This is a genomic window from Bradyrhizobium sp. NBAIM14 (genome assembly GCF_020193895.1).
GTDB lineage: Bacteria > Pseudomonadota > Alphaproteobacteria > Rhizobiales > Xanthobacteraceae > Bradyrhizobium > Bradyrhizobium yuanmingense.
Map to the genome: position 1 here is coordinate 79,851 of NZ_JADYVQ010000016.1, position 24,181 is coordinate 104,031.

At 65.2% G+C, this 24,181-nt stretch carries 20 protein-coding genes and 1 riboswitch; of the genes, 8 read left to right on the plus strand and 12 right to left on the minus strand.

Annotated features, from left to right (window positions below; translation table 11 throughout):
• The 4 genes from I6F28_RS28530 (at position 1) to I6F28_RS28545 (ending at position 4,114) form a co-directional block, all read left to right on the plus strand.
• Entirely contained in the window at positions 1–687 is a 687-nt protein-coding gene (locus I6F28_RS28530; protein ID WP_225142293.1) for a Fic/DOC family protein, read from the plus strand.
• Positions 684–1,670 carry an NAD-dependent epimerase/dehydratase family protein gene (locus I6F28_RS28535; protein ID WP_225142295.1) on the plus strand — a complete coding sequence of 329 codons (987 nt, stop codon included), beginning with the start codon at positions 684–686 and terminating at the stop codon, positions 1,668–1,670. The genes I6F28_RS28530 and I6F28_RS28535 overlap by 4 nt, the downstream gene beginning before the upstream one ends.
• 381 nt (positions 1,671–2,051) lie before the next feature.
• Positions 2,052–3,326 carry a PQQ-dependent sugar dehydrogenase gene (locus I6F28_RS28540; RefSeq protein ID WP_036003007.1) on the plus strand — a complete coding sequence of 425 codons (1,275 nt, stop codon included), beginning with the start codon at positions 2,052–2,054 and terminating at the stop codon, positions 3,324–3,326.
• Between the two features lie 191 nt (positions 3,327–3,517).
• On the plus strand, positions 3,518–4,114 hold the full coding sequence (locus I6F28_RS28545; RefSeq protein WP_225142298.1) for a c-type cytochrome: 597 nt from the start codon (positions 3,518–3,520) through the stop codon (positions 4,112–4,114).
• A gap of 90 nt (positions 4,115–4,204) precedes the next feature.
• Here the strand turns inward: I6F28_RS28545 and panE are convergent, their stop codons facing one another.
• The 4 genes from panE to I6F28_RS28565 all read right to left on the minus strand — a co-directional run bounded on the left by panE (position 4,205) and on the right by I6F28_RS28565 (position 7,972).
• Positions 4,205–5,128 (minus strand): 2-dehydropantoate 2-reductase, encoded by a 924-nt coding sequence (gene panE / locus I6F28_RS28550; RefSeq protein ID WP_225142300.1) that lies wholly within the window; start codon positions 5,126–5,128, stop codon positions 4,205–4,207.
• A 99-nt stretch (positions 5,129–5,227) separates the two neighbouring features.
• Complete coding sequence (locus I6F28_RS28555; RefSeq protein WP_193374950.1) at positions 5,228–5,836, minus strand: 2-hydroxychromene-2-carboxylate isomerase; 609 nt, start codon at positions 5,834–5,836, stop codon at positions 5,228–5,230.
• Between the two features lie 101 nt (positions 5,837–5,937).
• Complete coding sequence (locus I6F28_RS28560) at positions 5,938–7,287, minus strand: MATE family efflux transporter (protein ID WP_225142302.1); 1,350 nt, start codon at positions 7,285–7,287, stop codon at positions 5,938–5,940.
• Positions 7,288–7,375: 88 nt separating this feature from the next.
• Positions 7,376–7,972 carry a DUF2239 family protein gene (locus I6F28_RS28565; RefSeq protein ID WP_225142305.1) on the minus strand — a complete coding sequence of 199 codons (597 nt, stop codon included), beginning with the start codon at positions 7,970–7,972 and terminating at the stop codon, positions 7,376–7,378.
• A 150-nt stretch (positions 7,973–8,122) separates the two neighbouring features.
• Here I6F28_RS28565 and I6F28_RS28570 point away from each other — a divergent pair, with 150 nt between their 5' ends.
• On the plus strand, positions 8,123–8,788 hold the full coding sequence (locus I6F28_RS28570; RefSeq protein WP_036002974.1) for a glutathione S-transferase family protein: 666 nt from the start codon (positions 8,123–8,125) through the stop codon (positions 8,786–8,788).
• 30 nt (positions 8,789–8,818) lie between these two features.
• Here I6F28_RS28570 and ggt read toward each other — a convergent pair whose 3' ends face one another.
• Positions 8,819–10,570, minus strand: coding sequence for a gamma-glutamyltransferase (ggt, locus tag I6F28_RS28575; RefSeq protein WP_225142307.1), 1,752 nt, complete (start codon positions 10,568–10,570; stop codon positions 8,819–8,821).
• A gap of 100 nt (positions 10,571–10,670) precedes the next feature.
• Between ggt and I6F28_RS28580 the strand changes: the two genes are divergently transcribed.
• Positions 10,671–12,056: an MFS transporter gene (locus I6F28_RS28580; RefSeq protein ID WP_036024247.1), complete on the plus strand. Its 1,386-nt coding sequence runs from the start codon at positions 10,671–10,673 to the stop codon at positions 12,054–12,056.
• 121 nt (positions 12,057–12,177) lie between these two features.
• On the opposite strand, the gene purH is transcribed toward I6F28_RS28580, so the two are convergent.
• The 3 genes from purH to I6F28_RS28595 form a co-directional block, all read right to left on the minus strand.
• Positions 12,178–13,770, minus strand: coding sequence for a bifunctional phosphoribosylaminoimidazolecarboxamide formyltransferase/IMP cyclohydrolase (gene purH / locus I6F28_RS28585; protein WP_225142308.1), 1,593 nt, complete (start codon positions 13,768–13,770; stop codon positions 12,178–12,180).
• Between the two features lie 24 nt (positions 13,771–13,794).
• Positions 13,795–13,876, minus strand: a riboswitch (ZMP/ZTP riboswitch).
• A 59-nt stretch (positions 13,877–13,935) separates the two neighbouring features.
• Positions 13,936–15,654: a heparinase II/III family protein gene (locus I6F28_RS28590; protein WP_036038852.1), complete on the minus strand. Its 1,719-nt coding sequence runs from the start codon at positions 15,652–15,654 to the stop codon at positions 13,936–13,938.
• A gap of 157 nt (positions 15,655–15,811) precedes the next feature.
• Positions 15,812–17,158 carry an RsmB/NOP family class I SAM-dependent RNA methyltransferase gene (locus tag I6F28_RS28595; protein ID WP_225142310.1) on the minus strand — a complete coding sequence of 449 codons (1,347 nt, stop codon included), beginning with the start codon at positions 17,156–17,158 and terminating at the stop codon, positions 15,812–15,814.
• Positions 17,159–17,346: 188 nt separating this feature from the next.
• On the opposite strand from I6F28_RS28595, the gene I6F28_RS28600 reads away from it, so the two are divergent.
• Positions 17,347–17,556 carry a DUF1674 domain-containing protein gene (locus I6F28_RS28600; RefSeq protein WP_036024240.1) on the plus strand — a complete coding sequence of 70 codons (210 nt, stop codon included), beginning with the start codon at positions 17,347–17,349 and terminating at the stop codon, positions 17,554–17,556.
• Between the two features lie 49 nt (positions 17,557–17,605).
• On the opposite strand, the gene cysN is transcribed toward I6F28_RS28600, so the two are convergent.
• The 4 genes from cysN to I6F28_RS28620 form a co-directional block, all read right to left on the minus strand.
• Positions 17,606–19,501 (minus strand): sulfate adenylyltransferase subunit CysN, encoded by a 1,896-nt coding sequence (cysN, locus tag I6F28_RS28605; protein ID WP_225142311.1) that lies wholly within the window; start codon positions 19,499–19,501, stop codon positions 17,606–17,608.
• The gene (cysD, locus tag I6F28_RS28610; protein WP_036024260.1) at positions 19,501–20,463 is read right to left on the minus strand and encodes a sulfate adenylyltransferase subunit CysD; all 963 of its coding nucleotides are present in this window, start codon (positions 20,461–20,463) and stop codon (positions 19,501–19,503) included. The genes cysN and cysD overlap by 1 nt, the downstream gene beginning before the upstream one ends.
• Before the next feature lie 5 nt (positions 20,464–20,468).
• Positions 20,469–21,488: a sulfotransferase family protein gene (locus I6F28_RS28615; protein ID WP_225142323.1), complete on the minus strand. Its 1,020-nt coding sequence runs from the start codon at positions 21,486–21,488 to the stop codon at positions 20,469–20,471.
• Positions 21,489–21,642: 154 nt separating this feature from the next.
• Positions 21,643–23,361, minus strand: coding sequence for a methyl-accepting chemotaxis protein (locus I6F28_RS28620; RefSeq protein WP_074447588.1), 1,719 nt, complete (start codon positions 23,359–23,361; stop codon positions 21,643–21,645).
• 202 nt (positions 23,362–23,563) lie between these two features.
• Between I6F28_RS28620 and I6F28_RS28625 the strand changes: the two genes are divergently transcribed.
• The gene (locus I6F28_RS28625; protein WP_036024234.1) at positions 23,564–24,148 is read left to right on the plus strand and encodes a thermonuclease family protein; all 585 of its coding nucleotides are present in this window, start codon (positions 23,564–23,566) and stop codon (positions 24,146–24,148) included.
• Positions 24,149–24,181: the final 33 nt, after the last annotated feature.

A 24,181-nucleotide genomic window follows, 5' to 3' on the forward strand; every position in this document is an offset into this window, starting at 1 on the left:
TTGCGCAACGTCGCGAAGGCCAAAGATCCCGGAATCGTTCAGCGCCTCCTGCACAATTCCTTTCTGACCGGCATCGATGCAGCCTTGGATCATCTCAAGGCGCAGCCTTCCCTAAGCTACGCCGATGTCCTCCAAACACACAAAACGCTTTTTGAAGGAGTGTTCCCCTGGGCTGGAGAGGACCGTCATACGAACGCGTCCCACATCTTCGTAAAGAAGGGCTCTGTGATCTTCGCCCATCCCAATGACATCCGCAAAGCTATCGACTACGCGTTGGAGAAGGGACAAGACGAGGCGTTCATGGCGGAAAAGCCCGGCGAAGTGATTGGCTATCTCGCCTATGGCCATCCATTCCTGGACGGCAATGGCCGCACTATCATGCTGATCCATGCGGAACTTGCGCGGCGTGCAGGCATCAGCATCGATTGGGCCGCCACGGACAAAGTTCAGTATCTCGCAGCCCTGACGCAGGAGCTCGAAGAGCCGGGCAAGGGCAAACTTGATGCTTACCTTAAGCCATTCATCCGCAAGGGCTCGGAGAGCAACATCGCCGACGGGATCAAGGCCGCGCCGGGCCTGGACGGCGGCAACGCAGACACAGTCGCAGGCGAGACGAGCAATCCAATGCTCCAGGCGCAATACGAAGAGCAAAAAGCCAAGCGCAACGGCGGGCGAGACTTGCAATGACAATCCTGGTCACCGGTAGCGCTGGCCATCTCGGGGAGGCGGTCCTGCGGACGCTCCGTGGGCGCGGGTCGCCCGCCCGCGGCGTCGATCTCAAGCCCTCCCCCTTCACCGATGCCGTTGGCTCCGTCGTCGATCCCGCCTTCGTGCGGCGCCAGATGGACGGCGTCACCGCCGTGGTCCACACCGCGACGCTGCACAAGCCGCATGTGGCGACCCATTCCAAGCAGGATTTTGTCGACACCAACGTGTCAGGAACGCTGAACCTGCTCGAGGCGGCAGTCGCGGCCGGCGTGAAGAGCTTTGTCTTCACCAGCACCACCAGCGCATTCGGCTCGCAGCTGCGGCCCGAGGCGGGACAGGCGGCGGTGTGGGTCACCGAGGAGCTGCCATCGGTGCCGAAGAACATCTACGGCACGACCAAGCTGATGGCCGAGAACCTCTGCGAGCTGTTCTTTCGCGAGCGCGCGCTACCGATCGTGGTTCTGCGGACCTCGCGCTTCTTTCCGGAGGACGACGACGATCCGGCGATGCGATCGGCCTACACGCTGGACAACGCGCAGGCCAACGAGCTGCTCTACCGCCGGCTGGATATCGCGGACGCAGTGAGCGCGCATCTGCTCGCCGTCGAGCGTGCGCCCGGCATCGGCTTCGCCCGCTACATCGTCTCGGCGACGAGCCCGTTCGAGCAACGTCATCTCGGAGCGCTGGCGCGCGATGCCGCCGGCGTCGTGCGCGAGCTCTATCCGGAGTGCGCGCAGCTCTATGCGGCGCGCGGCTGGCGGCTCTTCCCCGCGATTGACCGGGTCTATGTCAACGAGCGCGCGCGGCGGGAGCTCGGCTGGCGACCCGAATTCGACTTCGCGCATGTGCTGCGCAGCCTGCGCGATGGCCGCGACGTCCGCAGCACGCTGGCGCGTGAGGTCGGATCGAAAGGCTACCACGACACGCTGTTCGACGACGGACCCTACCCCGTCGCCCCGTGAGCGCCGCGATTATTTTACTCGACGCTTCAAATGATTGTCCGGCGTCACCGCGCGCGGATCAACTTGCGCAGTTCTACTGTGCATGGGGTTGTTTTCGCACTTTTGTATGCCCACCCCGGCGGACCGCCTGACGACGTTGCGCGCGCGCTGTTGATTCCGCGTTGCAGCGCGAGGCGCGGTCGTCGCAGCGTTCATCCGTTCATTGACATTCCGTCTCAATTTTTGCTGCGCGCAGCCGCGCTGCATCCGGCGCGCTTCTCACGATGGGCAGATGTGCTACCCTTTTTGCGTCTGTCGTCCCGACGGGCTCAAGACTTCGCCTCTCGACTAGCAAAACAAAATAACGCGCAGCCCTGATGGCTGCCTTAGGGGAGTGATGCGATGACATCGATGTTCCATCGATCCGTGTTGGCGCTTGCAGCCGTGGCCCTTCTCGCGGGGACCGGCGCCGGCAACGCGCAGCAGCAGGACAAGAACAAGCCGCTGAAGAAATACGATTCCAGCACCAAGGAGTTCTGGACCCATCCGCCGGATGACTGGTTCCTCGGTGACGAGACCGAGGCGCAGAAGGGCCTCGCGCCGCCGTCGGGCCCGCCGACCGGCGCCTCCGACGCCGAGCTCGCCAACATCGTCAAGAAGATCAAGCTGCCGCCGGGCTTCAAGATCGAGGTCTACGCCTCCGGCGTGCTGGCCGCGCGGCAGATGGCCTGGGGCGACAAGGGCACGTTGTTCGTCGGCTCGTTCGGCCTCGGCAACGTCTATGCCATCAAGGACAACAACGGAAAGAAGGAGGTCAAGACCGTCCTCAAGGGCCTCAACATGCCCACCGGTCTCGCCTTCAAGGACGGCGCGCTCTACGTCATCGCCGTCGACAAGCTGATCCGCTACGACAACGCCGAAGCCAATCTCGACAATCTCGGCCAGGGCAAGGTCGTCTATGACGACATGCCGTCCTATGCCGCGCATGGCTGGAAATACATCGCGGTCGACAAGGAAGGCTGGTTCTTCCTGCCGTTCGGCCCGCCCTTCAACATCGGCATTCCGCCGACCAGCGTGTCGCAGATCCGGCGCGTCGATCCCAAGACCGGCAACGCCGAAATCTGGGCGCTCGGCGTCCGCAACTCGGTCGGCGGCGACGTCGATCCGCGCACCGGCAAGCTCTGGTTCACGGAGAATGCCCGCGACTGGATCAGCGATGATCTGCCCTCGGACAAGCTGAACATGATCAACCGGATCGGCGAGCATTTCGGCTATCCCTATTGCCATCAGGGCAATCTGCCTGACGACAAGTTCGCGATGGGCCACAAATGCTCCGAGTTCACGCCGCCCGTACTGAACCTCGGTGCCCATGTCGCACCGCTCGGCATGAAGTTCTACACCGGCGACCAGTTCCCCGCCGACTACAAGAACAACATCCTGATCGCGGAGCACGGCTCCTGGAATCGCCACAAGTACCAGGGCGCGCGCATCGTGCGGGTGATCGTCGGGCCCGACGGCAAGAACCCGAAGCGGGAGGTCTTCGCCTCCGGCTGGCTCGAGGGTGACCAGGGCTATCTCGGCCGTCCCAACGACATCATCATCGCCAAGGACGGATCAATCCTTGTGGCCGACGATTGGGCCGGCGCGATCTATCGCATCAGCTACAGCAAGAAGTAGCGCGACCTGACGGAGAAAGCTGCGACCGGGTGACGGCCGCAGCTTCTTCCGTTTCAGTGCCTCATGCTGTCGTTCCGGATTGCGCCGCAGCGCAAGTCCGGAACCCATAACCCCGGCTCGTGGTTATGGATTCCGGGCTCGTGCTCCGCACGCCCCGGAATGACGAGCTCGATAGATCGGAATCCTCCCCCATGCGCCGGCAGATCATTTCGCACGCAATCAGCGCGGTTGCGCTCCTGACGCTCGACGCCTTCATCCCGGCTACGGCCGCCGACAATGCCGCGATCAAGGAGAAGGCCGCCGCCTGCTCCGGCTGCCACGGCGAGAACGGCATTTCGCAGACCGAGAACATCCCCTCGCTCGCCGGCCAGCCCGATCAATTCCTGCAATGGCAGCTCGTGTTCTTCCGCGCCGGCGCGCGCAAGAACGATCAGATGCAGCCGATCGTGGAAGGGATCACCAACGAGGACATCCGCAATTTCGGCGCTTACTTCGCCTCGCTGGCGCCGCCGAAGGGACCCGAAGACGGGGATCCCGACCTGTCGAAGAAGGGGGCGCAGGTGGCCGCCGGCCGCCGCTGCGCCTCATGCCATACCGACAGCTATGCCGGCACAAAGGCGGTGGCGCGGCTCGCGGGGCAACGTGAGGAATATCTCGTCAAGGCGCTGCACGATTACAAGGCCGGCCAGCGTGTCGGCGGCGGCGTCGCCGCGATGGCCGACGTCGCCTATCACATGAGCGATGAGGAGATCACCGCCGTCTCGCACTATCTCGCGCACTTGAAATAGCGCTGAGCTGTTTCGTCAATCGCAGCTCGTCATCCCCGGGGCGCGACACAGTCGCGAGCCCCGGGACGACACCGAATGTGTGGTTACGCCCTACCCCGCCCGCTGCCTCTCATACGCCTTCAGATGCGTATAGGCGATGCGCAGCTTCGGCACCGGCACCTTGGCGGAGTCGGCGCGCGCGATGAGATCGCCAATGACGTGATCGGCCTCGACAGGCAGGCCGGCCTTGATGTCGCGGAACATCGACGCCGTCAGCGGCGAGCCCTCGGTGGTGAGATTGCCTTTGACGCGATCGAAGAACGGGCCGCCCGGCGGATAGCCGGACGCCGTGGCAACCGCGCTGGTCTCATCCAGCATGCCGAGCAGGAACTCCCGGCCGCCGGGCGCGGCGAGGATATTGCCGACGGAAGTCCGCATCAGGCTGGTGCTTGCAGCGAGCGAGGACAGGAACACCCACTTCTCCCACATGTCCTGCATGATGTTCTGGCTGGCGCTGGCGCCATTGATGCCGCTCTTGAAGGCCTCGTCGATCGCCTTCACCCGGTCCGACATCCCGCCGTCGCGCTCGCCGTAGCTGAGCGACTGCATCGGCTGGAGCTGCACCACCTCGCGCTTCTCGTTCAGCGTGGCCGCAATGGCGCAGAGGCCGCCGAGCACGCGCTCCTTGCCGAACCTCGAGTCCAGCGTGTCGAGATGCTTCATGCCGTTGAGCATCGGGATGATTGCGGTGTTCGGCCCCACCGCGGGGGCGAACGACTTGATGGCATCGTCGAGGTCGAATGCCTTGCAGCTGAGCAGCACGACGTCGAATTTGTTCTTGATCGCGTCGGCCTGAACCGTCGGCGGGTTCTTCAAGGTCACATCGCCGTTCGGGCTCTTGATGACGAGGCCGGCGCTCGCGAGCTCGCCGGCGCGGCGAGGCCTAACCAGGAAGGTCACGTCGCGGCCGGCCTGCAACAGCCTGCCACCGAAATAGCCGCCGATGGCGCCGGCGCCGACCACGAGGATGCGCATGGGAGAACTCCGCTTTTACTATTGGCGAATGGCGAATAGGGAGTAGCGAATAGTGGGCGCGATTTCCACTCGCTATTCGCTACTCGCCATTCGCGCGCTTCACTTTCCCGACACCATCTCCTCGACCTCGCGCAACTGCTCCTTGCCGAAGAACATTTCATTGCCGACGAAGAAGGTCGGCGAGCCGAAGGCGCCGCGGGCGACCGCCTCCTCGGTGTTCTTGATCAGCTTGGCCTTCACCTCGGGTTCCCCGGCGCGGGCGAACAGCTTTTGCGCATCGAGACCAGACGACGCCAGCGCCTTCGCCGCGATCTCGGGATCGTCCATCTTCTTCGGCTCGCGCCACATGTGGTGGAAGGTGGCCTCGACATATGTCTCGAACACGCCCTCGAGCTGCGCTGCGATCGCTGCGCGCATCAGGTTCAGCGTGTTGACGGGAAAGTGCGGATTCCAGACATAGGGCTGGACATGGAAGCGTTTGATGAAGCGCTCGGTCTCGACCTGCTGGAACTCCCGCTTGTTCTTGATGCCGGCGAGCGTCTCGGCCGGCGACTTGTTGTTGGTCGACTTGAAGATGCCGCCGAGCAGGATCGGCACATATTCGAACTTGACGCCGATCCGCTGCTCGATGGCTGGAATCGCCAGATGGCTGAGATAGGCGTTGGGGCTACCGAAATCGAACAGGAATTGCGGGGCGGTGCGGGTCAAAATCATTCTCCCTGGCCTGGCTTTCTGAGCGGCTTTTTCTCATTGTGGCGCAGGCCGCGCCACAGGTCTATCGTTTAATGACGGTCATAATACTTTGACCGTCAGATCAGGCGCTGCATCGCCCGCTTGCGCCACACCAGATGGTAATAGCCCATCTGCAGAATCAACATGGCGCAGAACACGATGGGATAGGCGGCCCACACGCCGGTCAGACCGACCGTGTGGCTGAGGATGATTGCAGCCGGCAGCTCGATTGCGGCGATCGCGAAGATCGACAGCAGCATCGGCGTCAACGCGACGCCGGCGCCGCGCATTGCGCCCGAGAACACCGTGGCGAGCCCGAACGGCACCGAGCTCCACAAGGCGATGTTGAGCAATCCCTTCGCCAGATCCAGCACGGCGCCCTCGGTGATGAAGATACCGAGCACCGCGCGTGGCGCGAGGTAGATCAGCGCCACCAACCCGCCGGTCAGGACGATATTGAACGCAAGGCCCATCCGCACGATGCCGTCAAGCTGGGCCCGGTCGCCGCCGCCGACGGCCTGGGCGCCGAGGATCGAGACCGCGATCGAAATCGACATCGCCGTGAACTGGGTGTAGCCCATCACCTGGTTGACGGCGCCATAGGCCGCGGTGGCATTCGAGCCGAAGCCGTTGACGAGGCCGAGCAGCACAAGCTCAGCGATCGCCATCACCACCATGCCGATCGCGCTCGGCAGGCCGATCCCGAGGACTTTGCCGAGCACGGCGCCGTTTAGTCGGAGGTGACGCAGCAGCGTCGCATCCGGCGCGAGCGCGTGCTTTCTCCGCAGCAGATAGGCAGCCAGCACGATCAGCGTCAGCGTGTTCGAGATCGCAGCCGCCCAGGCAGCACTGGTGATGCCGACGGCCGGCAATCCGAACGTGCCGCGGATCAGCATCGGCGTCAGGATCAGGCCGATCGCCGTCGACAAGGCCAGCGCCAGCAGCGGCGTCACTCCATCGCCGACGCCGCGGATCATCGCCGTCATCAGCAGGAAGATGAAGCCGAGCGGCATCGTCAACAGCATGATGCGCGCATAGGCGCTGGCTTCATCGAGAATGTCCGCGGGCGTGGCGAGCATCACCATCAGGGGCCGGCTGAAGATCCCGCCAACGAGTGCAATCGCTATCGAGAGCAGCAGGCCGACGGCGAGTGTCGTGCCGACGATGATCTTGATCCGGCCATGCTCGCCGGCGCCGAAGGCCTGGCCGATCAGCACGGTGGCGCCGGTGCTGAGGCCCATGACGAAGGCGAACAGGAAGAACATCACGGGGAAGAACGCCGAGACCGCAGCGAGCGCGTCGACGCCGATCATCTGGCCGAGATAGACGTTGCTGACGGTGCCGAACAGCGATTGCAGCGCGTTGCTCAGCATCAGGGGTGCGAGAAAGCGGAGGAATGTGGTCCAGAGCGGCTTTGCGGCAGACATGGCATTGGCCTTTCATCAGGGCGTGCGAAGCCGTTACCGCGCAATGCGCGGCTCGGCCGTCGATGGGGCGTGAGAAGCGGCGCGCGGTCTAAGCGCGGTCGCTGTAGGCGAGCTTGACGATGTGGTCGCGGATGTCGGTCGGCCAGTCGGCGATCAGGCCGGTGAAGCGTCGCCGGTCATCCGCGAACAGGGCGCGCGAGGCTTCCTCGAACTGCGGCAGATCGCCGGCCATGGTCGACATGAAGTGGTAGGCCGCATCGCGCGCCTGCCGCTCGCGGTCCTTGTCGCCGCTGGCGCGCCTGGCTTCGTCGACGAGCTTGCGCAGCGCGACCGAAGCGCCGCCGGCCTGTGCGTTGAGCCACTCCCAGTGCCGCGGCAGCAAGGTCACCTCGCGCGCGACCACGCCGAGCTTCGGCCGGCCGCGACCGCGCGGCTCTGCGGGTGCTTCGGTCGCCTCAGCCGACGGCGGGACAAGCTTCGTCAAGCGCGCCAACACCTCGCGATCTCCACCACGCAGATCGAAGTCGATCGATCGGCCCGTGGCGTCCTCGAAGATGATGATTGGCTGGTCAAGCGGTTGCGTCGCCCGCTTGACGGCAAGCGCGACCTCGCCCGCCGTGCCGGAGACAAGCCGGCGCTGGCCGGCGAAAGCTGTGTAGGTCCCTTGCATTGGAATCATTGCCATATTGATCGCGTTGCCGATTTAATACCCGGGTAAATTACTCGCGTCAATATACCCGGATAAAAATATCCGCAGCGACGGCTCGACAATGTGTTCCCGGGCTGGCACCAACGGCGCGGCCGATGACCACGACCAAGCCGTGAGGACCCCGCGATGCTGACCGTTCACCACCTCAACAATTCCCGCTCGCAGCGCGTGCTGTGGCTGCTCGAGGAGCTGGGCGTTCCCTACGAGATCGTGCGCTATCAGCGTCAGCCGGACATGCGCGCGCCGAAGGAGCTGCGCGCCATCCATCCGCTCGGCAAATCGCCCGTCATCACCGACAACGGCAACACCATCGCCGAATCAGGCGCGATCATCGAATATCTCATCGCCACCTACGGCAACGGGCGGCTGATCCCGCCGCCGAACACGCCGGAGCGGCTGCGCTACACCTATTGGCTGCACTATGCGGAAGGATCCGCGATGCAGCCGCTGCTGCTCAAGCTGCTGTTCACGCTGATGCCGAAACGTGCGCCGGCCTTGCTGCGCCCGCTGGTGCGCAAAGTCTCCAACCAGGCGCTGACCGCGCTGGTCAATCCGCAGCTGAAGCAGCACATGGACTATTGGGAAGGCGAGCTCGGCAAGAGCGAATGGTTCGCCGGCAGCGAGTTCACCGCGGCTGACATCCAGATGAGCTTTCCGCTCGAAGCCGCCCAAGCTCGCGGCGGCCTCGAGCAGGGCCATCCCAAGGCGATGGCGTTCCTGGAGCGCATCCACGCCCGGCCTGCCTATGCGCGCGCGCTGGAGAAGGGCGGGCCGTATCAGGTCGGGCGGTAAGCTCCCTTACTCCGTCATTCCGGGAGCAGGTTACTGCCCCGCCGCCTCCGCGCCGCGCGTGCGCGGATCGGCTGCGCCCAGCGTTCCGTTCGGCGTCACCAGAATCGAGTTGGCAGATGTCTGCCCCATCGGCTCGAGGACGAGGTGCCCCATCGCCTTCAGCTCGAGCAGCACGCCCTCGGGAAAGCCGCGCTCGACGCGCACTTCATCCGGCAGCCATTGGTGGTGCAGCCGCGGCGCTGCGACCGCGGCCGCAACATCCATCTTGTAGTCGAGCACGTTCACGATCACCTGCAGCACGGTCGAGATAATGCGGCTGCCGCCGGGCGAGCCCGTCACCAGCACCGGCTTGCCGTCCCTCAGCACGATGGTCGGTGACATCGACGACAGCGGCCGCTTGCCGGGTCCGGGAAGGTTCGCTTCGAAGCCGACGAGGCCATAGGCATTGGAGGCGCCGATTGCCGCGGTGAAATCGTCGAGTTCGTTGTTGAGCAGCACGCCGGTGCCGTCGGCGACGAGGCCGACGCCGTAGCTGAAGTTCAGCGTGTAGGTGTTGCTGACGGCATTGCCGCGGGTGTCGACGACGGAAAAATGCGTGGTGTTGCTGCCCTCACGCGGCGCGGCAGGAGAGGTCACGAGCTCTTTTGACGGCGTGGCGCGTTCGAGGGAAATGTTTGCGCGCAGCTTCGCGGCATAGTCCTTCGCAATGAGGGTCTCGATCGGCGCGTTGACGAAGGCGGGATCACCGAGATAGCGGGCGCGATCGGCATAAGCGCGCTTCATGGCTTCGATCAAGAGATGCAGCGACGCCGCCGATCCCTGCTTCAGATCGGCCAGAGGGAAGCCCTCGAGGATGTTGAGCGTCTCCATCAGCACGACGCCGCCGGATGAGGGTAGCGGCATCGACACGATGTCATAGCCGCGGTAGCTGCCACGCACCGGCGTGCGGATGACAGGCTGATAGGCCTTGAGGTCCGCCGGCGTCATGATGCCGCCGGCATCGGTCACGGCCTTGGCGAGTTTCTCGGCGACCGGCCCCTCGTAGAATCCCCGCGGCCCCTGTGCAGCGACGGCCGCCAGCGTTTCGGCGAGATCGCCCTGCACCAGCCGATCGCCTTCGCCCAGCGGCGTGCCATCCGGACGCGAGAATATCCTGGCCGACGAAGGCCAGCGTGCCAGCCGCCGGTGCCAGCCCGGCAACGTATCGGCCATGTCGTCGCTGACGATGAAGCCATCGCGTGCGAGCGCGATCGCAGGCGCCAGCAGTTGCGCCAGCGTGAACTGACCCGAGCCGTATTTCTCGAGCGCGAGCGCAAGGCCGGCGACGGTGCCGGGCACGCCGATGCCGAGCGCGGAATCCCGTGACTTCGTCGCGTCGGGCTTGCCGTCGGCGCCGAGGAAGATCTGCGGCGTGGTCGCGGCCGGCGCGGTTTCGCGATAGTCGATCGTGATGTCTTCATTGCGATCGGCGGAATGGATCACCATGAAGCCGCCGCCGCCGATATTGCCGGCACGCGGATAGGTCACGGCCATCGCGAAGCCGGTCGCGACCGCAGCGTCGATGGCATTGCCGCCGCGCCGCAGGATGTCGGCGCCGATCTGCGCGGAGATCTTCTCCTGCGCCACCACCATGCCGTGCTCGGCGGCGACGGCGCGCACTGCCTCGCGTGCGGGCGGAACATAGCCCTGCCGTGCATCCTGAGCGGTCGCAGGGGCGAGACCGAGCACCAGGACGGTAATGGCGGCTAAAAATCTCCGCCGTGTCGAATATGACGACATCATCGAATTCCCGCCGTGGCGTTGCACCGGTTCACACCCGTCACTGTAATGCTATACCGTTTGCTCTAAGAGAGGCAAAACTGTTCGTGATGGGTGCTGCGTGATGACGACAATCGCTCCGGATGCGCGCATGGCCGGCGTGGCGCGGACCTATCCGCCGCGCGCCGCCGTCGTGAGTTGGATCTTCTTCGATTGGGCCGCGCAGCCATATTTCACGCTGATCACGACCTTCGTGTTCGCGCCCTATTTCGCGACGGCCATTGCGCCAAATCCCGCCGCCGGTCAATCCTTGTGGGGCTTTGCGATGGCGGCCGCGGGCCTTGCGATCGCGCTGTTGTCGCCGGTGCTCGGCGCCATCGCCGACGCTTCGGGCCGCAGGAAACCGTGGATCGCAGGTTTCGGTACGGTGCTTGTGCTGGCGTCCTGCACGCTCTGGATCGGCAAGCCCGGCGATCATGCCGTCATTCCGCTGGTGCTCACCGCAGTTGCGCTCGCCAGCGTCGGTGCGGAATTTGCCACGCTCTTCAACAACGCGATGATGCCGACGCTGGTGCCGCCGGAGCGGATCGGTCGTCTCTCCGGCACCGGCTGGGCCACGGGCTACATTGGCGGCATCGTCAGCCTGATCATCGTGCTCGGCCTGCTCGCCGCCAATCCCGAGACCGGCCGCACGCTGCTCGGCGTCACGCCGCTCTTCGGCCTCGATCCCCTCACACGTCAGGGCGATCGTGCCGCGGGGCCGCTGACTGCGCTGTGGTTCATCATCTTCGTGACGCCGATGTTCCTGTTCACGCCGGATTATCCGGCGAAGCGCCCGCTGGGCGAGGCGTTGCGCGAAGGCCTGTCGGAGCTGAAGCAGTCGATCAAGAGTCTGCCGAGGCAGAAATCGCTCGCGGCATTCCTGCTCGCCAACATGATCTACACCGATGGTCTGGTGTCGCTGTTCGCCTTCGGCGGCATCTATGCCGCGGGCACCTTCGGCTGGCACACCATCCAGATCGGGACGTTCGGCATCATGCTCGCGATCGCCGGCGCGCTCGGCGCCTGGTTCGGCGGCAAGCTGGATGATCGTCTCGGGCCGAAGCGCGTCATCGCCGGCAGCCTGCTGGTCCTGCTGCTGTCGGTGGCCGCGATTCTCCTCGTCGACAAGGACAGCGTCCTGTTCGTCAAGACCGCGCCGCCGCAAGCGGGCGCTGCCCTGTTCTCGAGTACGGCCGAGCGCGCCTATCTCGTGCTGGGCTGCCTGATCGGTGCAGCCGGCGGCCCGCTCCAGGCCGCTTCCCGCACGCTGCTGATCCATCTCGCGCCGAAGGATCGCATCGCGCAATATTTCGGCCTGTTTGCGCTGACGGGAAAGGTGACGTCCTTCATCGGCCCGCTCCTGATCGGCCTGGTCACCGCGCTGACCGCCAGCCAGAAGGCCGGCATGGCCGTGCTGGTGGTGTTCTTCGTCGCGGGACTGGGGCTGTTGATGCGGGTGCGGGATTAGCCCGCATCATGCAACTCTATCCTCGTCATTGCGAGGAGCACTTGCGACGAAGCAATCTAGACCTTCCTTGCGGAGACAGACTGGATTGCTTCGCTTCGCTCGCAATGACGAGTCAATGGACTCAATGCCTGAAGTGCCGCGTTCCCGTGAACACCATGGCGATACCGTGCTCGTCGGCGGCCTTGATCACCTCGTCGTCGCGCATGGAGCCGCCGGGCTGCACCACGGCGGTGGCGCCGGCTTCGATGCAGGCAAGCATGCCGTCGGCGAACGGGAAGAACGCATCCGAGGCCACCACCGAACCCTTGGTGAGCGGTTCGGCGAGCTTCAGCTCGGCCGCCGCATCCTGCGCCTTGCGTGCGGCGATCCGCGCTGAATCCACCCGGCTCATCTGACCCGCGCCGATACCGACGGTGGCGAGATCCTTGGCGTAGATGATGGTGTTGGACTTGACGTGTTTTGCCACCCGGAACGCAAACTTCAGATCACGCATCTCCGCATCCGTCGGCGCGCGCTTGGTGACGACCTTGAACGTCATGTCGTCGACAACGGCGTTGTCGCGGCTTTGCACCAGCAGGCCCCCGGCCACCGTCTTGGCGGTCAGGCCCGGCGCACGCGGATCCGGCAGGCTGCCGGCGAGCAGCAGGCGCAGGTTCTTCTTGCCGCCGATGATGGCGATCGCCTCTTCGCTGGCGTCGGGCGCGATGATGACCTCAGTGAAGATCTTGGTAATCTCGCGCGCGGTATCGGCATCGAGGGCGCGGTTCATCGCGATGATGCCGCCGAAGGCCGAGGTGGAATCGCAGGCCAGCGCCCTGCGATAGGCCTCGACGAGGTTCGGACCTTCGGCGACGCCACAGGGATTGGCATGCTTGACGATGACGCAGGCCGCGGTGCGCTTGGCGTCGAACTCGCCGATGCATTCATAGGCGGCATCGGTGTCGTTGATGTTGTTGTAGGAGAGCTCCTTGCCCTGGAGCTGCCGCGCGGTGGAGACGCCGGGGCGCTTGTCCGGCGTCGCGTAGAAGGCGGCGGTCTGGTGCGGGTTCTCGCCATAGCGCAGCGACTGGATCAGCCTGCCGCCGAAAGCGCGGAAGTCGGGCGCGTCGATCTCGAGCTGACGGTTGAACCAGTTCGAGATCGCGGCGTCATACGCCGCAGTGCGGGCATAGGCCTTCGCGGCGAGCCGCCGGCGCAGCTTTAGCGTGGTCGCGCCCTTGTTGGCGGCGAGCTCGTCGAGCACGGCCTGATAGTCCTGCGCCTCGACCACGACGGCAACATCGTCGTGATTCTTGGCGGCGGCGCGGATCATCGCGGGGCCGCCGATGTCGATGTTCTCGATGCAATCCTCGAAGCCCGCGCCTTTGTCGACGGTGGCCTCGAACGGATAGAGATTGACGACGAGCAGGTCGATCGGCGCGATGCCGTGCGCCTGCATCGCCTCCGCATGGTCCTTGTTGTCGCGGATCGCGAGCAAGCCGCCATGCACCTTCGGATGCAGCGTCTTGACGCGGCCGTCCATCATCTCGGGGAAGCCGGTGAGCTCCGAGACGTCCTTCACCTTAAGGCCGGCCGCGGCGATCGCTTTCGCGGTGCCGCCGGTCGAGACCAGCTCGACATCGTGCGCGGCGAGCGCCTTGGCGAACTCGATTAGGCCGGTCTTGTCGGAGACGGAGAGAAGGGCGCGGGTGACGCGGCGGGGATGGTCAGTCATGAGCAAGATCCTCTGTTCAGGGAGTGTCTATGCCCAGGCGCGCGGCTTATATGTCCCGCGCTTCCCGATGGTGCTCCATCCAAGGTCGCCAGTCGCGCGAGCGAGCGCTCGATAGCAGCTTTTGGCGTCGCTCTCAACGGGTAGATTGGGCCGGATCGCGCCTGTTTACAACGGAAGTTCCGGCTCGCGCCGGGCGTTGCGGCGGGCATTGGTCACTGCGGGCGAGGCGGTGGAGCGGACAAAGCTCCAGCGGATCGAGGGGGCCTGGCGGGCGTTCTGACGGATCACGATCTGGGCGGTGCGGCGCGGGCCGTCATTGCCGGCCAGGAATACGCTGTCCTCGAGATCGACCTTGTCGTCCAATGCCTCGAAGGTCCAGACGTCGCGGTTCGGCAGCACCAGCATGACGCCGCGCGCATCCGACAGCCGGCTTGCCTTCACTGCGGGATGCAGATGGAAGCGCAGCGCGAAATCGGCATCGGCGCCCTTGAAGCGTCCGCCCTGCGGCGGCGACAGCGCGTCCTCGCCGTCGATGCGCGCGCCGTCATTGGCGATCATCAGCACGCGGCGGTGGATCGCGCCGAACTTGGCGAGATAGCCGTCATGTGAGGTCGTGAGCAGCGTGCCGTTCTGCACGACCTCGCGATAGCTCTCGACCTCGACCGGGCCGCTGGTGACGGGCGCGCCGTGCAGGAGCCGCTTCATCGCCGACATCTCGACGAACTGGCATGACGACGTCTCGTGATAGGTCAGGGTCGAATGCGCCGCCGTGCTGCGTGCGAACGGCCGCCAATTGTCGCGGCCGGTGGTCGGCATGCCGCAATTGGTGACGATGCGGCTGATGCCGGACGACAATTCGAACGAGAGGCAGCCGGCATGGGCGTCGTGACTGACGCCGGCCGGCGGCGGCGGGCCGGTGTCGATGATCACAGTGGTCTGGCCGGCATCGAGGCGCTGAAAGCCGGTATGCGGCATGTTCGCCATCGGCGCGCCGTGGGTGTCGTCATAGGCGAGCAGCGTGGCGAGCAGGTCGGACGAGGTCGCGCTCATGCCGTTGAACAGGGCGAAATTGCCGTCGCCGTGCCGGAAGAAGCGCAGCATCGGCATCATGCGGTCGATCGCATTGAGCAGGGCCGGCGGCGGCGCGATATTGCGCGCGGCAAAAGTCTGCCGCAGCGGCAAGAGGTCGATCAGGAGCTCGATCAGCGCGCCCGGATTGCGCGAGATGTGGCCGCCATCGGGCAGGATCTGCCGCTGCAATTCGTCGGACAGCTTCTTGGAGGCGCTGCGGATGTGACGCGTCTGGTTGGCGAGGCACAGGGACGCATAGCACAGCGCGATCAGCACCTGCAGCTTCGGCACCCCGTCCGGAATGTCGACCATGGTGTAGCGCAGGAAGCGGATCTCGCGCGCCAGCGCCCGCAAGTAACGGCGGTAGAACTTGTTGTCGGTCTCGCTCAGCACCAGCGGCGCCTGCGAGAGCAGCGAGATCACGCGCCTCGCCAGTACGTCGGCGCGCCGCGCGACGGGGCGGCGCTTGTTGGCGGGATTCGAGATCCAGTCCTCGATCAGCGCGCGCGCATTCGCCCGCGTCAGCGCCGTATCGGCGGCGCGCAAGTGCCGCAGCCAGCCGAAGCCGAGCAGCGCAACCTCCCAATCCTCCGACGGCGGCTCGAGGTCGAAGATCGAGCGGCCATGGCAATTGACGATCTTGCCGGCGAAGACGAAGCGACCGGCATAGATCTCGGCAGCGCGAGTCGCATCCGCGGTCCGCAGGTCATGCGGCGCGATGATCAGCCGGTCGGTGCGGCCGGGCCAGACTCGCGACAGCACAACGGAACCGCCGCTCGCGCGCGCGAGCATGTTCCGCGCGAAGCGGTTCATGACCAGCGTCGAGATACGTCTGCGTTGAGCGACCGACACGCCTTGCCTTGATGGGGGAGAGGATCAGTGACGAATCCTTATTAATCCCAAAATCGGACGCCTGACACCACCTTGAACGGCGCGAATCAGGCTCGTGGTCGCAAAATCCAGTGCAAAATCAGGATTTAACGAGCCGGGCCGCGAAAAATCCGTCGAGCCCGCCGAGCCTGGGATCGGCGTTCGGCAGATGGCAGGGCAGGGTGCGCAGGTCGCCGTCCCCGTTGAGGATTTCGTCGAGGCCCGCAACCTCCGATGCCACGATCGGAGCGCGGCGAAGCGCGGGCTCGGCGGCGAGCAGTGCCGCCACCGCCTGCTCGCCCTCCTCGGGTTCCAGCGAACAGGTGCAATAGACCAGCGTCCCGCCCGGCTTGAGCAGCGACACCGACTTGCGCAGCAGCCGCTGCTGGAGCGCGGCCAGGGTAGCGATGTCGGAGCCCTGCCGCAGCCATGCGACGTCGGGATGCCGGCGGATCGTGCCGGTGGAGGTGCAGGGAGCATCGATCAGAATACCGTCGAAGGCCTCGGCCGGGCCGGCCCATTCCACGGCGTCAGCGACGACGGTCTCGGCCTGCAGCGACAGCCGGGCCAGGTTTTCGCGCAAACGCGCCACCCGTGCCGGCGAGCGGTCGATCGCCGTGACCTGCGCGCCCGAGAGCACCAGCTGCGCGGTCTTGCCGCCGGGGGCGGCGCAGAGATCGGCAATGGACTTGCCTTTGACATCGCCGAACAGCCGGGCGGGCAACGCAGCAGCGGCGTCCTGTACCCACCATTGTCCTTCGGCGAAGCCGGGCAGCATGGTCACCGAACCATGCAGCAGCATCCGCACCGTTCCCGTCGGCAGCGTCTCACCATGCAGGCGGCTTGCCCATTGGGCGGGATCCGATTTCACCGTGAGATCGAGCGAGGGCTCGTGGCCGAGCGCTGATGCCATGTCTCGTGCGGTCGCCTCGCCATAATGAGCGCTCCAGCGCGCGAGCAGCCATGGCGGCAGATCCAGCGATTGCGTCGCGACCTCCTCGACCAGCGCCTTGCCCTCGCGCGCACAGCGGCGCAGCACGGCGTTGACGAGCCCGGCATAGCGCGCGGCGCGGCGGTCGGATTGCACGAGGCGGACGGAGAGATCGACCGCGGCGTGATCCGGCACGTCCATCCAGAGGATCTGGGCGGCGCCGATCAAAAGTGCGCTCTGCGCGCGTGGCGCGTCGGAGGGAACGCCCTTGTCGAGCAGGCGGGACAGCACATGGCCGAGCGTGCCGAGCCGGCGCAGCACCGTGGCGACCAGGCGCCGCATCAGCGCGCGGTCGCGGTCGGCCAGCGTCTTCAGTCCGGGATGGGCACCGCCGCCGTCGAGCTGGTCGTCGAGCGTGCGGTGCTTGTGCAGCACGCCGTCGACGATGTCGGCGGCAATCCGTCGCGCCGCAAGGCCGGGCACTTCGGACGGAGGGACGAAACGTTGAGATGGCATGCGGAAGCAAGGTTCTGAACGAGCGGCAGTTCCGCCGCGATGGGCGCATGCCTTGAGAAGGCGATCTCTGACACGCGAATATGCCAAATGTAAGAATCGCTTGCGGGTTTTTCAGCGCTCCGAGCCGATTTCAGGAATGCGTTATTGGGCATCGCGTTGTGCGCGGTCCTGCGCTAGAAAGCGCGGCGATGAGTGACCCCGTTCCCGATCGCAAGCCGCTGTCGCCGGCCGCCCAGCGCGCGCTGGCCGAGGCTGAGGCGCGCCGGCAGGCTGCGGCCGCCAAGGCCAAGGATGAGGCCAAGAACAAGACCAAGGCGAAGGAGCTGCAGGGGCCGAAGGGGCCCGAGCCCACCCGCTACGGCGATTGGGAGCGCAAGGGCATCGCTTCCGACTTCTGAGCTTGCAGTCGGAGCGGCTGGATAACGCCGGCAGATCTCGTCCCGGTCGTCACAGGTAGTTGTGCGCTCGCAAGTAGCGGATGATGCGTTCGCAGGCCGCCTCGCTCGACAGCTCCGAGGTGTCGATGGTGATGTCGGGCGCCAGCGGCGCTTCGTAGGGGGCATCGATGCCGGTGAATGCCGGCAGCTGGCCCGACCTAGCCTTGCGATAGAGCCCCTTGGGATCGCGGCGCTCGCATTCGGCAAGCGGCGTCGCGACATGGATCTCGATGAACTCGCCCGCCTCGAGCCGCTGGCGCGCCAGCTGGCGCTCGCTGCGGAACGGCGAGATCAGCGCCACCAGCGCGATCAAGCCGGCCTCGACGAACAGCCCCGCGATCTCCGCGACGCGCCGGACGTTCTCCGTCCTCTCCGCGTTGGAAAAGCCGAGGTCGCGGTTGATGCCGTGACGAAGATTGTCGCCGTCGAGCAACGCGGCATGGCGCCCGAGCTCGGCGAGCCGGCTGTCGACGAGATTGGCGATGGTCGATTTGCCGGCGCCGCTCAGCCCCGTGAACCAGAGCACGCAGGGCCGTTGCTGCTTCAGCCGGGCTCGCACGGATTTGTCGACCGCAAGCCGCTGCCAATGAACGTTGGTGGCGCGGCGGAGCGACATGTCGATCATTCCCGCCGCGGCAGTGCGATGGCTGATCGGGTCGATCAAGATGAAACTGCCCATCTCGCGGTTGTCGCGATAGGCCTCGAACACCAGCGGGCGGTCGAGATCGAGATGGACATAGCCGATCTCATTGACGTCGAGCGTGGCGGCGCTTTCCCGCGCCATGGTGTCGATGGCGATCCGGTGCTTGAGTTCCGTGATCACCGCGCCGGTCGAGGCGGTACCGCACCGGAGCAAATAGCGCCGGCCGGCGACCATGGCCTCGCCATCGAACCAGACGAGATGGGCCGCGAGCTGATCCGCCACCGGCGCTGCAGATCCGGCGGTCAGCACGTCGCCGCGGCTGACGTCGATCTCGTCGGCGAGCGTGAGGGTGATGGACTCGCCCGACCTTGCGTGATTGCGCTCGCCGGCGGGCGTGAGAATGCGCGCGATGCGGGTCTGGTGTCCCGACGGCTGCGCGCGAACGGCATCGCCCACCGAGATCGTTCCGCTCGTGATCCGTCCGCAGAAGCCGCGAAAATCCGCATGCGGCCGGCTCACCCATTGCACCGGCAGCCGGAACGGCTGCTGCGAGGTGTCCCCGGCCACGTCCACGGATTCCAGATAGGCCGTAACGGTCGGTCCCTCGTACCAGGGCATGCGCGTGCTCGCGGCGACGATATTGTCGCCGTCGGGCGCCACGACCGGGATGCACTGGACCTGGGAGATCCCGAGCTGACCGGCCAGAGTCAGGTATTCGGCGGTGATGGAAGCGAAGCGATCGCCGTCAAATCCGATCAGGTCCATCTTGTTCACGGCGAGCACGACGTGGCGGACGCCGAGCAGCGACAGGATGTGGCTGTGACGCCGCGTCTGCGTGATAACGCCCTTGCGCGCGTCGACCAGCACCACGGCGAGATCAGCATTGGAGGCACCGGTCGCCATGTTGCGCGTATATTGCGCATGTCCCGGCGTGTCGGCGACGATGAAGCGGCGCAGCTTCGTGGCGAAGAAGCGGTAGGCCACGTCGATGGTGATGCCCTGCTCGCGCTCGGCCTGCAACCCGTCGACCAGCAGCGCGAAGTCGAGGTCGCCGCCGGTGGTGCCGGCGGTCCTGCTCTCCGAGGCGAGCGCGTCGAGCTGGTCGTCGAGCAGCGTCTTCGAATCGTAGAGCAGCCGACCGACCAGCGTGCTCTTGCCGTCGTCGACGCTGCCGCAGGTGACGAAACGCAACGTCGGGCGATCGTCTTGCTCGAGCTGCGGCGCATCGGCGGCGGCGATCGCCGGTGCCTCGTGATAGGACATCAGAAATAACCTTCCGCCTTCTTGCGCTCCATCGATGCGGGACTGTCCCGGTCGATCATGCGTCCCTGTCGTTCGGAGGTGCGCGACGCCATCATCTCCTGCACGATCTCGGGCAGGGTTGCCGCCGTCGAGCTCGTTGCACCGGTGAGGGGATAGCAGCCGAGGGTGCGAAACCTGACGGAGCGCGATTGCGGCTCCTCGCCGGGCTGCAGCGGCATCCGGTCGTCGTCCACCATGATCAATGCTCCGTCGCGCTCGACCACGGGGCGCGACGCTGCGAGATAGAGCGGAACGATCGGGATGTCCTCGAGCAGGATGTAGTCCCACACGTCGATCTCGGTCCAGTTCGACAGCGGAAACACCCGCATGCTCTCGCCGGGCGCGAGCCTCGTGTTGTACAAGCCCCACAGCTCCGGCCGCTGGTTCTTCGGATCCCAGCGATGCGCAGCGCTGCGGTGTGAGAACACGCGCTCCTTGGCGCGCGACTTCTCCTCGTCGCGCCGCGCGCCTCCGATCGCGGCGTCGAAGCCGTGGAAGTCCAGCGCCTGTCGCAGCGCTTGCGTCTTCATGACGTCGGTGTAGCGGGCCGAGCCGTGGGTGAAAGGGTCGATGCCCTGGCTCAATCCGTCATTATTAGTATGGACGATCAGGTCGAGGCCGAGCTCGCGCGCGCGTCGGTCCCGAAACGCGATCATCTCGCGAAACTTCCAGGTCGTATCGACATGCAGCAGCGGAAACGGCGGCTTGCCGGGATCGAAGGCCTTCATCGCCAGATGCAGCAGCACCGAGGAATCCTTCCCGATGGAATACAGCATGACCGGCTTGCGGAACTCGGCCGCCGTCTCTCGCAGGATGTGGATGCTTTCCGCCTCCAGACGGCGGAGGTGGCTGGCGACGTGACGCTGCTTGCCGCCAGCACCTTCACGGAGTGCGGAATCGGCTCCGGTGGGAACGTCCAGCATGACCATCACGCAGCCGCAGCAAACCAGTCGCCGAACAGACGTTGCGACAGTGCCGCATTCAGGCCGAGATCGCGAACACAGGCGGCGACCGCGACGCGATAGGCATCATTGACCCCGCAGCGCTCCAGAGCTTCGCGTTGCGCTTCGCTCAGAGAGGCCGTCGCACGGCGCTGGTAGCGATAGGCACTGTCGGAGGTGTGCAAATTGGGCACCTTGTAGATCGTCGCTTCGCTCGGGAAGATGACGCGCGCATTGTTCGCGTGCGAGTCTCCCGGCTCACGCCAGGACGTCACGGCATTCTCGTTGAAGCTGCCCGAAAGGCCGATCCGTTCGAACAGGACACGAACCGAGGACACGGCCTCCTTGCTCAACTCGTAGACGTAGTGAGTGACGGCAACGCCCTGTCGCTGGGCGTAGCTTGCGACTTGAGCCGCGCTGAGCGCGGCGACGACATAGTGCCGCAGCAATACATCTTCAGGCGCGCGCGAGATCAGCTTGTCGAGCCACGATGCCAGTGAACTCGCCGGCTCACGGTCGAGCATGATGAGATGCAGCCGGTGCCGCGGATAGCCCGCCTCGATCAGCAGCTTGAGCGGATTGAACAGGCTCTCGGCGAGCACGTAGGGCCCGATCGTTTCCTTGCTGAAGATGTGCGGCTCGTCGTCTGCCGACGGCACGGCCCACGGCGCCGGCCTCTTGCCGACGAGCGCATCGCGCAGCATGGCCTTCAAAGGCTGATAGTAGGAAGGCATCCCGGTCATGCCGAACAGATTGCTCAGGGCCGTCGATCCGACGCGCGCCTTGCCGCATGCAAAATAGAGCATGGGAAAGTCTTGCGGCGAGCGATGCCGGAAGCCGTCCGCCAGGCACTCCGTCACCTCGCGCATCAGTGTTTCGAGCGCGACGGTCCTGGTTTGGAACCCCTCCACCGGCGGAAGCAGCGTGGTGTCGAGAGAACTATCTTGCCGACGAACGAGTTCGGCGATTCGCTCGAGCGAATCGGGGGACGACGCATCGATATTCATGGCGGGGGACTCGCTGAACAGGTTCCGCAAGCGAGTTGCTTACGGCTCAATGTTCAACCTAGTGTTGATTACGACCCCGGTCAAACCCGGGAAATCCCGGGGCCTCATGAATGTCCGGCGAGCACGGCAATCGTGCTCGCGGCTTCGTTGTGCATTACGCAGCGCGCACGGTGCTGAGGAACTTCTCGACCTCCGTCTTCAGGAGGCTGCTTTCGCTCGACAGTGAACGCGCCGACGCCAACACCTGTCCCGACGCCGCGCCGGTCGCGCTCGCGCCATGGCTGACCTGGGCGATCTTGTCCGCGACTTCGACCGTTCCCTTGGCGGCTTCGCTGACGTTTCGCGCAATCTCGGCCGTCGCTGCGCCCTGCTGTTCGATCGTCGCGGCAATGGTCGTGGAAATATCGGAGATGCGGCCGATGGTCGTTCCGATTTCCTTGATCGCTCCGACGGAGTCCTGCGTTGCCGATTGCATGCCGGCGATCTGCGCGCTGATTTCCTCGGTCGCTCGCGCGGTTTGCGCCGCGAGCGCCTTGACCTCGCTCGCCACGACCGCAAAGCCGCGGCCGGACTCGCCGGCGCGCGCCGCCTCGATCGTTGCGTTTAGCGCCAGGAGGTTGGTCTGTTCGGCGATCGCCGTGATCAATTTGACGACGTCGCCGATGCGGCCCGCCGCCTTGAGCAGCTCGTTGATCCGGGCATCGGTGCGCTCGGCCTGCTTGACCGCATCGCCGGCGATACGGCTGGAATCGTGCACCTGACGGCCGATCTCGACGACCGACGTGCTCATTTCCTCGGCCGCGGACGCCACGGCCCCGACATTGGTCGAGGCTTCCTCCGAGGCGGCGGCGACCATTCCGGAGAGCTGCTGGGTTTGTTCGGCCGTACCCGACAACGTGCCGGCCGCGGATTCGAGCTCCTGAGATGCAGCCGACACCGAGTTGATGATGCCGCCGACCGCAGTTTCGAACGCGTTGGCAAGCCGCGTCATCTCCTGCTTGCGCTGAGCGGCCGCAGCGGCTTGATGGTTCTTCTGCTCGGCTTCCATCTGCTCGATGCGGATCAGATTGTCCTTGAAGGTCTGTGCCGCGCGGGCGTTGTCGCCGACCTCGTCGCCACGGCGGGTGTAGGGAATTTCGATCGCCTTGTTGCCTCCGGCGAGCTGCAGGAGCACATCGCCGATGCGACGGATCGGACGGGCGACGTTCAAGACGGAAAAGACTGCGGAGCCGACCAACGTCAGGACGACGAATAGGCCGACGATCAAAGCGAAATTGGCGACGCGGTCCAACTCGGCCAGCATCTCGCCCTTGCGGCGCGCGGCGAATTCGTTGGCGACGCCGACGAGATCGTCGATGCGCTTGCTGACTTCCTGCGCTGCCGGACGCATATTCTCTGCGAGAATACTTGCCTTGGCCGACTCTGCTGCAAGCTTGGCGCCACCCGCGGGGGCGGCGATGACCGCCTTTTGCGCCGCGGCGAGCTCGACGCCGCTGGCCAGATACGCATCGACGAACTTCTTGGCCTCGCGGTAAGCGTCCTGTGTGACCTTGCGGGTCGCCCGCTCTCTCGCGGCATCGATTTCAGTGCCGGCTTCGCCGGCCCGGGTACGGAGAAGCTCAAGGAGCCTGTCCACCTCTCCGGCTGACGGTGCCGAGCCGAGTTCGAGAGCGGCGAGCTGCGCGCGTGCCATCGCCGTCTGAGCCGCCTGCGCATTGCCCTTGTTGAGATAGTTGATCGTGACGAGGCGATTGGATTCGGCAATGGAGCGGTTGCCGAGCATCTGATTGGTCAGCATGCCGCCGACCAGCACGACGCTCACGCCGGTCACGATGCCGAGCTTCGTTCCAATGCGAAACCTGAATGACCTCACGGCAATCTCCCCTCGGTTTGTCGTATAACAGCTATTCGCAACCAATGATTGAGATTTGGAAAATATTCGCGGATCCCCAGTAGAACTACGGCTGACCTCTTTGACAGACGGAACTTTCGTGCATGGCCTCCGGCGCATTCGGCGTCGTTTATGGACACGCTCGTGCTTGTGAGTTCCCCCGACTCAGACATAGCGTGAGTTGATGCGTTTCCAGGATCGCCCCAATTCCTACCGGCCGCAGTTCAGCGGCTCGCCGTTCGGCCGCCGCCTCTCCGGCCTATTGCCCTGGATGTTCGTGGTGGGCATCGCGCTGGCCGTCGTGCTCACATTCCGTCATGGAACGCACTGGCTTGTTCGCGATACCGATCGCAATGGAGATGCCGAGATCGTTCTTCAGCAGACCGGCCACGCGGATGTGCGTCCGGTCGAATTCATCCGCGCCATCGATGGCGACACTTTTCTCGCCCGTGTTCGTCTGCACGAGGGACGCGATCCCGTGGTCCGCATTCGGCTGCGCGGCATCGATGCGCCCGAACTGAAAGCGTCCTGCCAGGAGGAGCTGGACAAGGCCGAAGCTGCGGCCCGTGCCTTGCGCGATCTGCTCGGCCAGGGCGGCGTGACCATCACCAATCTCGCTCCCGACAAATACGGCCGAGTCCTCGCCGACGTCGCGACCCGGCGGACTGCGAACGTCTCGGCGGCACTGCTCGCCGGCGGCTTCGTGCGCAGCTACAATGGCGGCCATCGCGACGGCTGGTGCGCGCGCGGCTGGCGGTTCTGGCAATAAAAAGGCCGCGTCGAAGACGCGGCCTTTCATTTC

Excerpts from the sequence above, each read along its gene's own strand:
- I6F28_RS28560 (WP_225142302.1), bottom strand. The coding sequence starts at position 7,287 with ATGTCTGCCGCAAAGCCGCTCTGGACCACATTCCTCCGCTTTCTCGCA.
- cysN (WP_225142311.1), bottom strand. The coding sequence starts at position 19,501 with ATGTCCTATCACGAGGCACCGGCGATCGCCGCCGCCGATGCGCCGCAG.
- I6F28_RS28625 (WP_036024234.1), top strand. The coding sequence starts at position 23,564 with ATGCGTTTCCAGGATCGCCCCAATTCCTACCGGCCGCAGTTCAGCGGC.
- I6F28_RS28595 (WP_225142310.1), bottom strand. The coding sequence starts at position 17,158 with ATGCCATCTCAACGTTTCGTCCCTCCGTCCGAAGTGCCCGGCCTTGCG.
- I6F28_RS28580 (WP_036024247.1), top strand. The coding sequence starts at position 10,671 with ATGACGACAATCGCTCCGGATGCGCGCATGGCCGGCGTGGCGCGGACC.
- I6F28_RS28535 (WP_225142295.1), top strand. The coding sequence starts at position 684 with ATGACAATCCTGGTCACCGGTAGCGCTGGCCATCTCGGGGAGGCGGTC.
- I6F28_RS28600 (WP_036024240.1), top strand. The coding sequence starts at position 17,347 with ATGAGTGACCCCGTTCCCGATCGCAAGCCGCTGTCGCCGGCCGCCCAG.
- purH (WP_225142308.1), bottom strand. The coding sequence starts at position 13,770 with ATGACTGACCATCCCCGCCGCGTCACCCGCGCCCTTCTCTCCGTCTCC.
- I6F28_RS28565 (WP_225142305.1), bottom strand. The coding sequence starts at position 7,972 with ATGGCAATGATTCCAATGCAAGGGACCTACACAGCTTTCGCCGGCCAG.
- I6F28_RS28540 (WP_036003007.1), top strand. The coding sequence starts at position 2,052 with ATGACATCGATGTTCCATCGATCCGTGTTGGCGCTTGCAGCCGTGGCC.
- I6F28_RS28570 (WP_036002974.1), top strand. The coding sequence starts at position 8,123 with ATGCTGACCGTTCACCACCTCAACAATTCCCGCTCGCAGCGCGTGCTG.
- panE (WP_225142300.1), bottom strand. The coding sequence starts at position 5,128 with ATGCGCATCCTCGTGGTCGGCGCCGGCGCCATCGGCGGCTATTTCGGT.
- I6F28_RS28590 (WP_036038852.1), bottom strand. The coding sequence starts at position 15,654 with ATGAACCGCTTCGCGCGGAACATGCTCGCGCGCGCGAGCGGCGGTTCC.
- ggt (WP_225142307.1), bottom strand. The coding sequence starts at position 10,570 with ATGATGTCGTCATATTCGACACGGCGGAGATTTTTAGCCGCCATTACC.
- I6F28_RS28545 (WP_225142298.1), top strand. The coding sequence starts at position 3,518 with ATGCGCCGGCAGATCATTTCGCACGCAATCAGCGCGGTTGCGCTCCTG.
- cysD (WP_036024260.1), bottom strand. The coding sequence starts at position 20,463 with ATGCTGGACGTTCCCACCGGAGCCGATTCCGCACTCCGTGAAGGTGCT.
- I6F28_RS28615 (WP_225142323.1), bottom strand. The coding sequence starts at position 21,488 with ATGAATATCGATGCGTCGTCCCCCGATTCGCTCGAGCGAATCGCCGAA.